This is a genomic window from Cyanobacteria bacterium FACHB-DQ100 (genome assembly GCA_014695195.1).
Taxonomy (GTDB): domain Bacteria; phylum Cyanobacteriota; class Cyanobacteriia; order Leptolyngbyales; family Leptolyngbyaceae; genus Leptolyngbya.
Genome location: JACJNW010000028.1, coordinates 22,779 through 36,025, shown reverse-complemented (window position 1 = coordinate 36,025; position 13,247 = coordinate 22,779). Strand labels below are relative to the sequence as shown.

The 13,247-nt window shown below is 48.6% G+C and carries 14 protein-coding genes and 1 tRNA gene; 4 read left to right on the top strand and 11 right to left on the bottom strand.

Annotation, left to right across the window (positions count from 1 at the left end):
• Nucleotides 1–105: 105 nt before the first annotated feature.
• From H6F51_11415 to H6F51_11400, 4 genes are all read right to left on the bottom strand, one after another.
• Complete coding sequence (locus H6F51_11415) at nucleotides 106–1,200, bottom strand: spermidine/putrescine ABC transporter substrate-binding protein (protein ID MBD1823086.1); 1,095 nt, start codon at nucleotides 1,198–1,200, stop codon at nucleotides 106–108.
• A gap of 9 nt (nucleotides 1,201–1,209) precedes the next feature.
• Entirely contained in the window at nucleotides 1,210–2,322 is a 1,113-nt protein-coding gene (locus H6F51_11410; protein MBD1823085.1) for an ABC transporter ATP-binding protein, read from the bottom strand.
• A 183-nt stretch (nucleotides 2,323–2,505) separates the two neighbouring features.
• Nucleotides 2,506–3,111 carry a DUF3318 domain-containing protein gene (locus tag H6F51_11405; GenBank protein ID MBD1823084.1) on the bottom strand — a complete coding sequence of 202 codons (606 nt, stop codon included), beginning with the start codon at nucleotides 3,109–3,111 and terminating at the stop codon, nucleotides 2,506–2,508.
• A gap of 304 nt (nucleotides 3,112–3,415) precedes the next feature.
• Nucleotides 3,416–3,955: a Photosystem I reaction center subunit III gene (locus tag H6F51_11400; GenBank protein MBD1823083.1), complete on the bottom strand. Its 540-nt coding sequence runs from the start codon at nucleotides 3,953–3,955 to the stop codon at nucleotides 3,416–3,418.
• A gap of 157 nt (nucleotides 3,956–4,112) precedes the next feature.
• Between H6F51_11400 and tsaD the strand changes: the two genes are divergently transcribed.
• The gene (gene tsaD, locus H6F51_11395; protein ID MBD1823082.1) at nucleotides 4,113–5,156 is read left to right on the top strand and encodes a tRNA (adenosine(37)-N6)-threonylcarbamoyltransferase complex transferase subunit TsaD; all 1,044 of its coding nucleotides are present in this window, start codon (nucleotides 4,113–4,115) and stop codon (nucleotides 5,154–5,156) included.
• Here tsaD and H6F51_11390 read toward each other — a convergent pair.
• On the bottom strand, nucleotides 5,153–5,716 hold the full coding sequence (locus H6F51_11390; GenBank protein MBD1823081.1) for a hypothetical protein: 564 nt from the start codon (nucleotides 5,714–5,716) through the stop codon (nucleotides 5,153–5,155). The genes tsaD and H6F51_11390 overlap by 4 nt on opposite strands.
• Nucleotides 5,717–5,899: 183 nt before the next feature.
• Between H6F51_11390 and H6F51_11385 the strand changes: the two genes are divergently transcribed.
• Together H6F51_11385 and H6F51_11380 are read left to right on the top strand one after the other, a co-directional pair.
• A tRNA-Asp gene (locus H6F51_11385) sits at nucleotides 5,900–5,973 on the top strand.
• 85 nt (nucleotides 5,974–6,058) lie between these two features.
• Nucleotides 6,059–6,649 carry a chromophore lyase CpcT/CpeT gene (locus H6F51_11380; protein ID MBD1823080.1) on the top strand — a complete coding sequence of 197 codons (591 nt, stop codon included), beginning with the start codon at nucleotides 6,059–6,061 and terminating at the stop codon, nucleotides 6,647–6,649.
• Here the strand turns inward: H6F51_11380 and H6F51_11375 are convergent.
• From H6F51_11375 to H6F51_11350, 6 genes are all read right to left on the bottom strand, one after another.
• On the bottom strand, nucleotides 6,646–7,047 hold the full coding sequence (locus tag H6F51_11375; GenBank protein MBD1823079.1) for a MarR family transcriptional regulator: 402 nt from the start codon (nucleotides 7,045–7,047) through the stop codon (nucleotides 6,646–6,648). The genes H6F51_11380 and H6F51_11375 overlap by 4 nt on opposite strands.
• 121 nt (nucleotides 7,048–7,168) lie before the next feature.
• Complete coding sequence (locus tag H6F51_11370) at nucleotides 7,169–7,996, bottom strand: carbohydrate ABC transporter permease (protein ID MBD1823078.1); 828 nt, start codon at nucleotides 7,994–7,996, stop codon at nucleotides 7,169–7,171.
• A gap of 48 nt (nucleotides 7,997–8,044) precedes the next feature.
• Complete coding sequence (locus H6F51_11365) at nucleotides 8,045–8,845, bottom strand: class I SAM-dependent methyltransferase (GenBank protein ID MBD1823077.1); 801 nt, start codon at nucleotides 8,843–8,845, stop codon at nucleotides 8,045–8,047.
• Between the two features lie 64 nt (nucleotides 8,846–8,909).
• Nucleotides 8,910–9,638 carry a PspA/IM30 family protein gene (locus H6F51_11360; GenBank protein MBD1823076.1) on the bottom strand — a complete coding sequence of 243 codons (729 nt, stop codon included), beginning with the start codon at nucleotides 9,636–9,638 and terminating at the stop codon, nucleotides 8,910–8,912.
• Between the two features lie 176 nt (nucleotides 9,639–9,814).
• The gene (locus H6F51_11355; GenBank protein ID MBD1823075.1) at nucleotides 9,815–10,966 is read right to left on the bottom strand and encodes a hypothetical protein; all 1,152 of its coding nucleotides are present in this window, start codon (nucleotides 10,964–10,966) and stop codon (nucleotides 9,815–9,817) included.
• 710 nt (nucleotides 10,967–11,676) lie between these two features.
• A complete protein-coding gene (locus H6F51_11350; GenBank protein MBD1823074.1) occupies nucleotides 11,677–12,573 on the bottom strand; it encodes a transporter substrate-binding domain-containing protein in 897 nt (298 codons plus the stop codon).
• An 88-nt stretch (nucleotides 12,574–12,661) separates the two neighbouring features.
• Here H6F51_11350 and ybaK point away from each other — a divergent pair, with 88 nt between their 5' ends.
• Nucleotides 12,662–13,141, top strand: a complete 480-nt coding sequence (gene ybaK / locus H6F51_11345) for a Cys-tRNA(Pro) deacylase (protein MBD1823073.1) — start codon at nucleotides 12,662–12,664, stop codon at nucleotides 13,139–13,141.
• The last annotated feature ends 106 nt before the right edge of the window (nucleotides 13,142–13,247 follow it).

Genomic DNA, 13,247 nt, shown 5'->3' with positions numbered 1-13,247 from the left:
CCGGGTATTAGGATCGATTGTTTCGGTCTAATTCTAGGATTTAGAACAGTAGATTGACTAGCTGTTCACATATTACTTCAGCTCGAACAACCCTACAGCAAATGACTAACTGCTGGTTAACTTTGTCCAATAGCGATCGTATGCCTCCAAAACCGTCCGCTCCATTGGCAAGATTGACTCTGATTTATCAATAATCTCGGTTGACGGAAACATACCTGGATTAGATCGAAGTGCTTCCGGTAATTTTGCGATCGCAGCTTGGTTTGTGGTCGCAAAAGACAATCGTTCTGTCACCTTCGCGGCTACTTCGGGTCTTAACATAAACTCAATCCAAGCATAAGCTGCATCAGGATTTGGAGCCGTTTTCGGAATCACCATCGTATCGCTCCAGATCGAAGTGCCACTGGCAGGAATTACATATCTCAGCTTGGGTTCTTGACTAATCGCAAGCAGGGCATCCGATGAATAGGCCATTGCGATCGACAAGTCACCTGCAATCAATTGATCGCGCCAGCCATTTGTTGTGAATGTTGCGATCGCAGGCTTTAGTTCTTGAAGACGATCGTAGGCTTTTTGCAGTTCTGCTGGATTCTTGGAATTGTAGGAATAAGCGAGCGATCGTAGAGTTGCACCCAAAACTTCTCGCACATCATTGATCAAAGTAATTCGCCGCTTTAGCTTGTCTTTGTTCTCCCAAAGATAGTTCCAATCGGTTGGAGAGTTGGTAATCTTCTCGCTGTTGTAGAGTAAGCCCGTAGTTCCCCAACTCATTGGAACACTGTAGCGATTTCCCGGATCATGTGTGGTTCTCTGGAATCGAGGTAATAGATTGTTTAGGCTCTCTAACCGGAGATGATCCAACTCAGCAAGATAGCCGAGCCGAATCATCTCCGTCACTTTGTAGTCAGAAGGATAAATCACGCTGTAAATTCCCGCTTTTCCCGCCTGGAACGTTGCCAGCATCATCTCATTAGAGTCAAACACATCGAAGGTGACTTTGATTCCCGTTTTGGCACGAAAGGCATCAATCAATTCCTGATCGATGTAGTTTGCCCAAGTGTAGATGTGTAGCTCATCAGAGGCAGTCGCCATTACTCGATCGGTCTGCACCTTTGCCAGCGTCCAACCGCAGCTAGACAGTGCAACCCCAGAGAATCCTGCTGCGGCAGTTTTCAAAAATCGACGGCGAGAATACGACATTTGCGCCTCCTACGATTCGGATAACGCTAAACTGTCGGCGGCATCCCAATGCACATAGATGGGAGCATCAGCGCTCGGAAGGCTGAATGACGTAGGCTGGCGAACAATGATACGATCGCCCGACTTTAGCTGCACAAAACAATGGACATGCGTTCCCAAGTACATCACATCCTGTAATCGACCTGCAAAACAATTCGCTGTATCGCCCACCGGAGCTAAAGCAATCTGAATTTTTTCAGGGCGTACACTCACCATCACCCATCCCGATGTAAGCCGATTGGCGCTCTGCTGCACCGTGAGCTTGATCCCAGTTTCGGTTCTGATCCAGAGTGTTTGAGGATGTGCGCCTTCGATTTTGCCGCGCAATAGATTGGTATCGCCAATGAAGTTTGCAACGAAAGCGGTTTGAGGTCGATCGTAAACCTGCTCTGGTGTACCAACCTGCTCGACTTTGCCCAGATTCATGATGGCAATGCGATCGGACAAGGAAAGCGCTTCTTCTTGGTCGTGCGTTACCATCACAAAAGTAATGCCTAGCTCTCGGTGTAAGGTTGAGAGTTCGATCTGCATCTCCTTGCGTAGTTTCAGATCCAAGGCTCCGAGCGGTTCATCGAGCAGCAATACGGCAGGACGATTGATTAATGCCCGCGCTACGGCAACCCGTTGCTGTTGTCCGCCAGAAAGCTGGGCTGGAAATCGATTTGCAAGCGATTCGAGCTTGACTAATTTGAGCGCGTCTCGGACTCGATCTTGAATCTCCGATCGCGAACATCGCTGAATCTTTAACCCGAATGCAATGTTCTCCCAGACGGTCATGTGTCCGAATAGTGCATAGCTCTGGAACACTGTATTTGCAGGACGCTTGTACGGGGGAACATTCAGCATCGAGCGATCGCGAATTAAGATATCTCCGGCTGAAGGCTGTTCAAATCCCGCAATCATTCGCAGGGTTGTAGTTTTGCCGCAACCAGAAGGCCCCAAAATGCTAAAAAACTCACCGCGTCGAATGCTCAAATCGATTCCGCGCACTGCGGGTTCGCCGTTGTACACCTTGGTGACTTTTCGCAGTTCGACATCAAATTTGACATCGACACTCCGAGTCGGGGAAGTTTGGGTTGCCATTTCAGCCATAAAGGGACACATCGAGTGCGATCGTGGGTCATGAACGGCGCAGTTGTCCGCTATCTCTGCAACAAACTCATCGTATGCGGAAAACCCAAAATCAGAGCAAATGCCTGATTAAAAGAAATCGCGTGAGTTTGTATTGATAGATTTCCCGGCAACTGGGTAAAACGCTCACGCAATCTACTCGCGCCGCAGTTCATCTGGAATGCCAACCGGAGAGAGTCCACCGATCGCTCTCAAGGCTTGACATCGAAGTAATTCCACAAAGTTCAGCATCCGCCCTTCATTTTGCGCCACCGACTCGATCGCGCTACATAACGCTTGTGCTGCCTCTGTTTCTGTATATCCGCGTCGCTGAGCAATTTTGATTGCTTTCTCATCTGCATCAAGCTCAACGCGAGAGCTTTTACTGTCGCGCCAGATTTGAAATAGAGCGATCGCACTTAGTCCACTGGCAGCGGCAACTCCGACAAAATCCTGCTGAGCCAATTCGATTCCCAGCCCGATCGCGCCTAATACAGTTAAGCCTAACATCGGGGAAGGTTGGAACCATCGAATCCCAAGGCTCCAATTCACGGTTCGTAGAATTAACAAATCTCGCTGCGATCGCGCCAGTCGACTCCAGAGATCGAAATTAATGTAGATCGGTCGATCGCTCGTCCACGGAAGCGGTGCGGGAGCGTCGATCACAACTCTCTGGTCGGGTTTACTCATAATTTTGGCGAACATCCGACCGGATGCAGGCATCACGTCGAGCAGTCGCCGGATTTCGGCTTCAGGATTCATCACACAAGAATGGGCAGTTGGCTACACCTACTAGAGTACAAGGTACTTGCTCTAGCAACGAGCTAACTGCCCATTTCAAGTGACTTGGGGCTTACTGGAACAAGAACAGCAAGTCCGGTGCAACCCAGTTAATCAAGATAAATGCGGTTAGGAGAACACTGAGGGTTACAACCCCTAACAGAGCATTCAAGGAAAGATATCTTGCCATAGATAATCTCCAAACAGAAGTGGATAGTTGACGACCTGTTTCGATCGCACTCGCGGCGGATAGTGCAAAATTTGCTTTCACCGCGAGGCGCAGAAATTAGCGTGCCTGTGAGGGCATTTTCCGCTTGTCAGTCCGATTCAGCAGCAGCGAGTCAGCACCTACAGGAATGCGATCGTCACGCTCGATCAGGGTACCCGCAAGGAGTTCCTGGATCGAGAGAAGCGGCCACAGCAATGCAGGCAAAACGCAGCTAATTGCCAAAGGCACATCGATGATGATTTCTTTTTCTTCAGGATTGCCTGCTTTCTTTGCGGCATTCAGGTAAGACCGACCAGAGTAGCCGATCCAGCCTGCGATGTACAGAAAGAGCAGACCCGGAAGCGTGAATTCTCCGACGTGCTTGAGGTTGCCATCGGTGATCAAGTGGGGCAGTCCATCGTCTTTACCGCAGAGCAAGCCATGTTCTGCGTAAAGCTCTAGGCGACGACGAGCGGTTGCGTTTTGCGAATCTTGGATTCGTTGGGCAAACACTTCGTTTTCGCTGCAAGGAGTCAGATTATAAGCGTGGGCGGGCTGGACGTTGACAAAGCCAAACCCAAGGAAAATGGCAAGCACTAGAGCAAACAATCGTTGCATGGAATTGTTTCCCTTTATTGACGGATTACAAAGGAGGATTGTGTCAAAAAGTTGATTTTTTGCACAAGATGAGTGGAGCGCTAAACTAGAAAACCAGCCTAGCTCATTCTCGTTGAGCGACTGTAAACAGTCACCTACTCCCAAAACCTACCAGCAAATGGCAACGGTCTTAGCAATTGAAACAAGTTGTGACGAAACTGCGGTGGCGATCGTAAAAAATCGTCACATTTTGAGTAGCGTTGTTTCGTCACAGATCGCAATTCATCAGCAATACGGCGGCGTTGTGCCCGAAGTCGCCTCGCGCCAGCACGTCGAAATCGTGAATCAAGCGATCGACCAGTGCTTGACAGAATCGGGTCTTGATTGGTCGGAAATTGACGGAATTGCGGGGACTTGCACCCCTGGATTAGTCGGGGCGCTTTTGGTCGGATTGACGGCGGCGAAAACTTTGTCGATCGTGCATGACAAGCCGTTTATCGGGGTGCATCACTTGGAGGGACATATTTACGCCTCGTATTTGAGCGATCCCGACTTGGAGCCGCCGTTTCTTTGCTTGCTAGTATCTGGGGGGCATACCAGCTTAATTTACGTCAAAGATTGCGGCCGGTATGAGGTGCTAGGTCAAACCCGTGATGATGCGGCTGGAGAAGCCTTTGATAAAGTAGCTCGATTATTAAAGCTAGAGTATCCGGGAGGCCCGATCATTGATCGTCTAGCCGCTGAGGGTGATCCAAAAGCATTCGCGCTTCCTGAAGGCCAGATTTCGCGACCGGAAGGAGGATTTCATCCCTATGATTCGAGTTTTAGCGGGTTGAAAACGGCAGTGTTGCGGTTAACTCAGCGGCTTGAAGCAACTGGGGAACCCTTGCCGATCGCAGATCTCGCCGCAAGTTTTCAAGCCACAGTCGTTCGTGCGTTAACGAAACGGGCGATCGCTTGTGCACGAGATTATGGACTAAATACGATCGCGGTTGGGGGCGGTGTGGCGGCAAATCGCGGGTTACGAGAGCAACTTCAAGCCGCAGCAGCGCCGTACAACATCAAAGTGATGTTTCCACCGATGAAATTTTGTACGGATAATGCCGCAATGATCGGCTGTGCAGCATCGGAGCATTTAGATCGGGGTCATATTTCAGACTTAGCGATCGCGGCTCAGTCCCGGTTGCCCTTGTCGGAAGTGATGAGCCTGTACCGCGTCTAATTATCCAAGGCTAGCTCCCATTCGCCTGCTTGAGCGTTCCAATCCGGTTGATCTGTCTCTCCCACCACAAACGGCCCCCAATAGCGCTGTGAGCCATCCTGAGCGAAGGCAACCAGCACGTCGCCGCGTTTGAGTTGGATCGATCGGCTCGGTAACGCGACTAGCAATCCCGACTCACTGCCTTCTTGGGGCGCGAAATCCCAATGCGCCGGAAGCGCGAATCCTTTTTGGGGGTCGCTAGACTTCGCGCTTGGTTCTTTCGGCTGACGGGCTAGAAGCGCAACCCGAACAGCGTGGTCGGATTGATTCCGAATCCGCAAATTGCCCTGTCTTGCAGCGAGGGCAGTAGGATCAGGCTTTTCGACTTTAGGCGGGGTCACAGAGTCGGCAGGGGGTGAATTTGCAGTCTTGATCACCGGAACCGTGTTCGGGGTTCCAGAGGAGATCGAAATCTCGATCGGAAACACCTTAAGCAAAATAGTTCCTACGATCGCTGTCAAAGCCGTCGAACAGAGTGCAACTTTAACTGCTGGATGCAACCCACCTTTCCCTTGTTTCATAGCTCCGCCTAGCACCTGCCAATCTTCCTACTTCAGTGATAACAAGGGAATTCAGGATTGGTCAGAAGATTGTGTGGGGATCAAACTTCTTCTTTGGAAAAAATCTTCGTGATTTATTTGACAAATTTGGTAAAACCCTGCATTATAGAGATCGTGCTGAAGAAACAGCGCGAAAGCAAATCTGGGACTGTAGTTCAATTGGTTAGAGCACCGCCCTGTCACGGCGGAAGTTGCGGGTTCGAGCCCCGTCAGTCCCGTAGAAATCACAAAAATTTTAGAAATGAGTTCACTTGAATAGTTTTTCAATTGAAAGATATCTGAAACTAGATATCTGAAACTTTTATAGAGCGCGATCGAGTCATCAAAGTGCTTCAAACTCTGGCGGCATACCTAGCAGGAGAATTTGATAACCAAGATCAGGCAAGAGAAAGTCCGGCTTGGTTTGTACATCTGCGCCTGTGGCAGCGTCCCGTTCACTTGTTTGAAGATAGCTTGGCGATTTTTGCTGAGCAATCGAATGTGTTGAAATTAGACCAGCCTTATCGACAACGATTATTGCGATTGCAAGAGGACGATCGAGGGCTGAAGGTGCAGTATTACCAGTTCAAAGATCCGAGTTCTGTCCGGGGAGCCGGACAACAACCGGAATTGCTCGATCGTTTGACCGAGGATGCGATCGAACTACTTCCGAGCTGTACGCTACAGGTTGCCGTCAATTCGACCGATCAAGGACTTCACTTCATCGCTTCACCGCCGCCCGATACGCAATGTGTGTTCTCGCTTGGGGGCAATACGATTCAAGTTGCGCTGGGATTTGAGGCAATGCGCGATCGCTTCTTGAGCTACGACAAGGGGATTGATCCAGAAACTCAACGACCGATTTGGGGCGCGTTGCTGGGGGCATATGAATTTCAGAAAGTGCGATCGTATTAATCGGCAAAAACCGATTTCAAGCGCTGTAATGCGGTTTTGATTGCGTTTAATTCGTCGGGAGTGAGGCGATCGAACCGCTCTTTGAGATGGGCGATATGAACCGGAAAGATTTTCTCAAATAGCGCTTCCCCTTCGGGTGTCAGAACGATGAGAAAACAGCGACGATTTTCTGGGGGAACTTCTCGACGGACTAAGTTTTTCTGCTCTAGGCGATCGATGATTCCCGTTAGTGTTCCTTTCGTGACCAGCGTTTTCTCTGCAAGCTGATTCATGAACATGCCAGAGGTATTACCGAGCGTGCAAATCACATCGAATTGCGGCGATGTTAAGCCAGTTTCGCGGATGTGGGCTTCGTCGTAGGCGCAAAAAGCTTGATAGGTCGTGGCAAGTTCACGCATAACGGTTAGAAAGGGTTGCTTAGCAGCAGTTTTGGCATCAAAAGGGGCAGCGTTATCAAGTTTCACAGGCAAATTAGGGCTAGTGTTTTACTAATATATCAAACTGTTTCGGTTAGAACTATCATCCTTTTACACCGCTTCCGGCTTCGGTCGGGACGATGTAGCGCTGCATTACGAGGAAAAACAGCAAAATTGGCACGATCGAGATCACTGATCCCGCCGCAATCAAGCGCCAATCGAGCGTAAAGGTTCCCGCTAAATTGGCGACACCGAGCGGTAAGGTGAATAATTCAGGTCGATCGAGCACTAAAAGAGGCCAAAGGAAATCGCTCCATGACCCGATAAACACGAAAATTGCTAGCGTTACCAGTGCAGGACGAATCGACGGAAGCATCACATACCACCAGATTCCAAGCTCTGAGCAGCCATCCATCCGCGCTGCTTCTTCGAGTTCTTTCGGGACTCCTTGAAAGGCTTGTCTCAGCAAGAAGATTCCAAATGCAGACGCGATCGCCGGAAAGATAATTCCAATATAGCTATTTCGCAATCCTAACTGTACCGCTAATACATATAGTGGAATCATCACGATCTGGAATGGAATCAAGATAGTCGAGACGATGGCGCTAAAAATGATTTCTCGACCTGCAAAACTTAATCGTGCTAATGGATAAGCCGCAAGTGAGCAGAATATTAGATTCAATACAACCGTTAACGCTGACACCAACGTACTGTTAAACAGATATCGCCCAAACGGATTGCTCTGCCAAACGGTGACAAAATTCTCCAGAGTCGGTTGCTGTGGAATAAATTGCGGTGGAAATTGAAATAGGTCTTCAGTCGGCGACTTGAATGACGTGCTAACCAACCAGACGAGCGGAATCAGCATCAAAACCGCGATCGCGCTCAGCAAACTGTAAGTCAGAATTGATCGACGCATGTGAGCGCTCATGAGCTTCTCCACCCGTAAACTGATTGTCAATCTTATCTGAATTTGTCGTTACTTCGTTGCGACCACTGCCAAATTCCACGCCATTCGCTTCATGAGTGGAAGTTTTTTTAACACACGATCGAGCTTCTCAAGCCGCAAATAGGTTTTTTCTAATCGCGCTTGCTCCAGAATGATTTTTTTCCAGTAGCGCTCTTTGTTTGGATTAACTCGCTCGATTAGATAAAACTGCAAGAAAATCCACAGCGTTGCAATCCAAAAGGTATCGTAATTTGTTTGGGAATACAGCGATCGAATAAAATCCACAATTTCAATATCTAAAGGCGTTTCGTCTTCGGTTCGCACTTCTGTTGCCATGCGTCGATAGACATTAATCACCGGATTATGCCGCAACGGATCCCAAAAACAAGCCTTTCCACCGGGTTTAAGAATGCGGTGCATCTCTCGCAGCGTAATTTTCGGATCAGGAATGTGATGCAGTAAATTCGAGGCGTAAACAATATCGAACGTATTATCGGGAAGGTCGATCGCCATCGCATTCACCACCCGACCTTCGACCTGAACTCCATTTCGGGCTGCCAGTTGCAGCGCCACATCCACCATGCCAGGCGAATAATCTGCCGCAATACACTGTGCTCCCAGTCGAGCAAAATAGGCGCTATTCTCACCTGCGCCACAACCGAGATCGAGCAGCAATTTTCCTCGGACATCTCCAAGCTGTCTCAAAATAAATCGATTCTCCGGAGCAGTGCAGGCTTCAAAATAATCGGATACCCGAATGCCACCGACATCGATCGTGCTTGCCCACTGATCATGGAATGCCTGCTCTCGGCGCAGTAAATCATCTTTCATAAGATTTCCAGGAATTTAACCCTCATTAAGCCATAAAAAGGCTGAAATCGTTGGGGGGTTCCTGCTATGAACCGCGAATTTCCGATCGCAATCGCTCAAGCTCCGGATCAACAGGTGGATGTGCAGGCGGCAGTGTTCCGCTGATTTGCTCTTTCATCGCAGCGAGTTCTGCATCGAGTTCGTCGCCTTGCCCCAACGCCTCAAACCGCTTTTCGAGATCATCGCTTCCCAGTTCTGCCACCGCTTCCGATCGCGCTTCGAGCTGCAAGACTTTCTCCTCCATCCGCTCAAACGCATTTATGGCGCTGCCAGTCCCGACACTATTCAGCATTTGATTCAGTTGCTCAGACGCTTTTGCCGATCGCGCCCGTGCGATATACATATCCTTTTTCGTCTTGGCTTCGGCAATCTTGCTCTCCAGCTTCAGCATATTTTGCTTTAATTGCGTTACCACCGAAGCCTGCTGGCTCAGTTGAGATTCCATCGCCTGAGCTGTTTCGACATAGCTTTTACGTCGTGCTAGAGCTTCTCGCGCCAGATGTTCATCGCCTTTAGAAAGGGCTAACTGAGCGCGGCGATACCATTCTTCTGCGCTCGATCGGGCTTGAGCGGCTTGACGTTCGGTGCGTTTTTGTGTGGCGATTGCCTGAGCGACGGCTTGACGCAATCGAATCAAGTCATCCTGCATATCAATCACCGTCTGTTCCAGAATCTTTTCTGGATCTTCCATCTGTGAGATTAGATGATTCAGGTTGGCGCGAATCGCACGCCAGATGCGGTCAAACAGTCCCATATCCACAACTCCCAGGAAGACTCAAGCGCGTAATGTCTGCGATTTCGTTTCCCTAAATCCTATCGCACCCAGAGCGGAGCGATCCGCCTCACGGGTGAAGATAAGCGGCAACAAGCATGACCGAGACGTAGAGGCAATGACTGAACTCACCGCTCTATGCAATGGAGCGATCGACGCTACTGTATAGGAATTTCAACAAAGAATTCTGTGCCCTCCCCAAGCTGGGACACGCAGTACAATTTACCCTGATGCCGTTCCGTCACGATTTGATAACTGATCGACATTCCCATGCCTGTGCCTTTGCCCACGGGCTTTGTTGTAAAAAACGGATCAAAAATTCGCTGTTGCGCCTCCGGAGTCATACCTAAACCCTGATCAGCGATCGCAATTTGTACCATTCCTTGATTCAGCGTTTGAGTCCTAATCCGAATCGTGCAGCTTGTGGGTAACTTTGCGCTGCGCTGATCTTCCATCGCATCCAGAGCATTCACCAGAATATTCATAAAGACCTGATTGAGTTGGCTCACATAACAGGCGACTAAAGGTAGATCTCCATACTCTTTGATCACCTCAACCGCAGTGCGATCGGCAGTGGCCTTCAAACGATGTTGCAAAATCAGCAGCGTGTTATCAATTCCTTCATGGATATCAACGGGTTTGACCTCTGCTTCATCTAGCCGCGAAAAGTTCCGCAGAGACAGAACAATCTGCCTGATACGATCCGTTCCCATCCGCATCGAAGTCAGCATTTTTGGTAAATCCCCGGCTAGAAACTCAAAATCAATTTCTTGTAGATAATGCTGAATCGGCTCTGATGAATCAGGAAACTGTTCCTGATAAAGATGGATTAAATGCAAAAGATCCTCAGCGTACCTATTGACATAGGTAAGATTGCCATGAATGAAATTCACTGGGTTATTGATCTCATGCGCGACTCCCGCGACTAAATTTCCCAGCGCAGACATCTTTTCATTCTGGATCATCCAAATTTGGGATTGTTGAATTTGTTCGATCGCGCTGGATAGCTCTGCTGTCCGTTCTGTCACCCGCTTCTCCAGAAGTTCATTTGATTTTTTCAGATGTCCCTGCTCAATCAACTGAATTCGTCCGAGAATCACCAATAACGCGATCGCCAGTCCGGCAACAGTTAGAGCAATACTATCTAGGTACTGCAACTGAGATTCGATGTTCTCTCTTGGAATCAATAATGCTACAAACCAGTTTGCTTCTTGCAGCGGCAGATGAGCGAGATATTGAGTTTGGTTTCCGACTTTGATTAACTCAATGCCTTGTTTGTTCTTGGGAATGTGCTGAATGATTTCTAGCAATTGGGTATCTTGGGCTTGAGTCTTCCCAAAACCAAAGGCTGGATTGGCATGAGCCACAACCCGCCCTTGGGAATCGATCGCAAAGGCATAGCTATTTTTGCCGTATTCCAAACTGCTAATGACCCGATTAATGCGCTCTAAGGTGACCAGGCTATGGATTTCTCCAATCGGTGGGCTATTCGTGTCAAAACCCTCACGAATCGGAGCCGCGATCGCCAAACTGGGAGTTTGATTGGCTCGGCTAATCAGCGGATCGCTGACATTCGTGATGCCTGTCATTGCTTTTTGAAAAAAGACGCGATCGGCAATATTTGCAGGTTTACCCCCAATCACGTTGCGCCATCCATCGGGTCTAGCAATAGCGATGGCATAGACATCACTAAACCGCAGTGTTTCTGATTTGAGGTAGGGTTCTGTTTTAGCCCAATCCAGCGATCGCACCTGATCAGTATTGGCTAGGGTTTCTACATGAATTTTTTGATTGGAGAGCCAGCGATCGAGGCTTTCTCGACCTTGAGCAAGCTCTAAAAAAGCATTTTTCTTTAAGCTTGCTAACAGCGTGTTCCGGACTAACTGATAGCTATAGCAAGCACCACCACTAATCGACAGAATCAGGCTAACCGTCAATGATCGCATCAAAATATCACGGTGACGCAACGCAAATTTTCGTAGAGTAAATTTCATGAGTCGGAACACAACGAAAAAGTAGTTCAGGATGGAATGGGACGATCGCCAGGTAAGCGCGGTTCTTTGGGGAGATGCTCGAACGTAATTCTGAGCCAGTCCTGCTGAAGCTTTTTCAGTTCTCCTTGCTCGCGCTGCTGCTGCAAAAATTGGTTTAACAGGTCTAATAGCTCCCGGTTGCCTTTTTTCACCGCCCAAGCTGCATAAGATTTGCGGCTGACTCGCTCTCCCAGCGCAAAAATGGCAGGTTTTTCATCGACTAATACAGACAGAGACACAATATTGTGAAGAACTGCATCCAATTTTTTGTTGAGCAAGTCTTGATACGCTTCTGCAAACCCCCGGTACTGTTTGACCGTTCCGAGTCTGCCTCCTTGCTCTTTTAAAGTGGCTTCTAAGTCAGGGATAGCAGCCATCGATACGCCGCCCTGCTGTACGCCCAGCACTTTCCCCGAAAGGGACTTGATTGCTTGAATCGAGTTGTCATCTTTGCGTTTGATATAAGCGATCGTCGATTCTGCAATCGGGCTTGTAAAGTCGAGAAATTTGGCGCGATCGTCGGTAATTCCAACGGCCGTAAGTGCGACATCATATTTGCCCTGCTCCACCCCAGGCAGAAGTCCCTGCCAAGGCATAATCTCCTGCTGAATCTCGAAAGGAACGGCTTGCTGTAGTCGTGTTAATAATTCATGATTAAAGCCTGTGGGCTTACCGTTAAGCAGAAATTCAAACGGCGGGTAGTCGTCTTCGGTCACTATCTTGAGGTGTCCCCGCTCCTGAATTTGGTCTGCTAGAGTTTTGCTAACTTTGAGAGTGGATTGGTTCTGAGTCGAGATTTGGGAAGTTTGCAGACAGCCCTGAACTCCTGCCGTTACGAGAAGACTTGCTCCAGCTTGAAGAATAAAACGTCTACGAGCCACCATGATGGATCACACGAAAGGTCTTTTTGTAGACTTCCCATGACGTGTTGCCAATGTTACAAATTCATTGTTTCGCAACTCTAAACTACGTATGAAAACGAATGCGGTTCGCGTTTTAGACAATTTGGGCATCGCTTATGAACTGAGAGAATACGAGGTCGATCCTGACAATCTAGCAGCGGAAGCGGTTGCAGAAAAGATTGGACTTCCATCCGAACAGGTGTTTAAAACGCTGGTGGCACGGGGCGATCGCAATGGGATTTGCCTTGCGGTGATTGGGGGTAATATGCAGCTTGATCTCAAGGCATTAGCAAAATTGTCAGGCAATCGCAAAGTTGAAACAGCACCCCTTAAGGAAGTTCAACCGCTCACCGGATACATTCGCGGCGGCGTAACGGCTCTCGCTTGCAAAAAAGATTACCCAGTTTATGTCGATGAACTGATTGAATTATTTGATGTGGTTTCGATTTCTGCGGGAATGCGAGGGCTACAGATTCTACTCGCTCCAAGCGATTACCTTCGAGCCGTGAAAGGGACTGTGGGCGCGATCGCACAAGACAAAGAAATCTAAAACAAAAAATCTAAAACAAAAAAATCTAAGACAAAGCAACCTAATTCGAGCAAAATCGTCCTCAAAGGATCAAGATGTCCTAAGCTGAGTCTTGGCTGTGTATTGT

What these genes read in the sequence shown, in the direction of transcription:
- H6F51_11390 (MBD1823081.1), bottom strand. Translation starts at nt 5,716, where the DNA reads ATGAAACAAGGGAAAGGTGGGTTGCATCCAGCAGTTAAAGTTGCACTC.
- H6F51_11415 (MBD1823086.1), bottom strand. Translation starts at nt 1,200, where the DNA reads ATGTCGTATTCTCGCCGTCGATTTTTGAAAACTGCCGCAGCAGGATTC.
- H6F51_11365 (MBD1823077.1), bottom strand. Translation starts at nt 8,845, where the DNA reads ATGAAAGATGATTTACTGCGCCGAGAGCAGGCATTCCATGATCAGTGG.
- H6F51_11375 (MBD1823079.1), bottom strand. Translation starts at nt 7,047, where the DNA reads ATGCGTGAACTTGCCACGACCTATCAAGCTTTTTGCGCCTACGACGAA.
- H6F51_11350 (MBD1823074.1), bottom strand. Translation starts at nt 12,573, where the DNA reads ATGGTGGCTCGTAGACGTTTTATTCTTCAAGCTGGAGCAAGTCTTCTC.
- H6F51_11360 (MBD1823076.1), bottom strand. Translation starts at nt 9,638, where the DNA reads ATGGGACTGTTTGACCGCATCTGGCGTGCGATTCGCGCCAACCTGAAT.
- tsaD (MBD1823082.1), top strand. Translation starts at nt 4,113, where the DNA reads ATGGCAACGGTCTTAGCAATTGAAACAAGTTGTGACGAAACTGCGGTG.
- H6F51_11400 (MBD1823083.1), bottom strand. Translation starts at nt 3,955, where the DNA reads ATGCAACGATTGTTTGCTCTAGTGCTTGCCATTTTCCTTGGGTTTGGC.
- H6F51_11410 (MBD1823085.1), bottom strand. Translation starts at nt 2,322, where the DNA reads ATGGCAACCCAAACTTCCCCGACTCGGAGTGTCGATGTCAAATTTGAT.
- H6F51_11370 (MBD1823078.1), bottom strand. Translation starts at nt 7,996, where the DNA reads ATGAGCGCTCACATGCGTCGATCAATTCTGACTTACAGTTTGCTGAGC.
- ybaK (MBD1823073.1), top strand. Translation starts at nt 12,662, where the DNA reads ATGAAAACGAATGCGGTTCGCGTTTTAGACAATTTGGGCATCGCTTAT.
- H6F51_11405 (MBD1823084.1), bottom strand. Translation starts at nt 3,111, where the DNA reads ATGAATCCTGAAGCCGAAATCCGGCGACTGCTCGACGTGATGCCTGCA.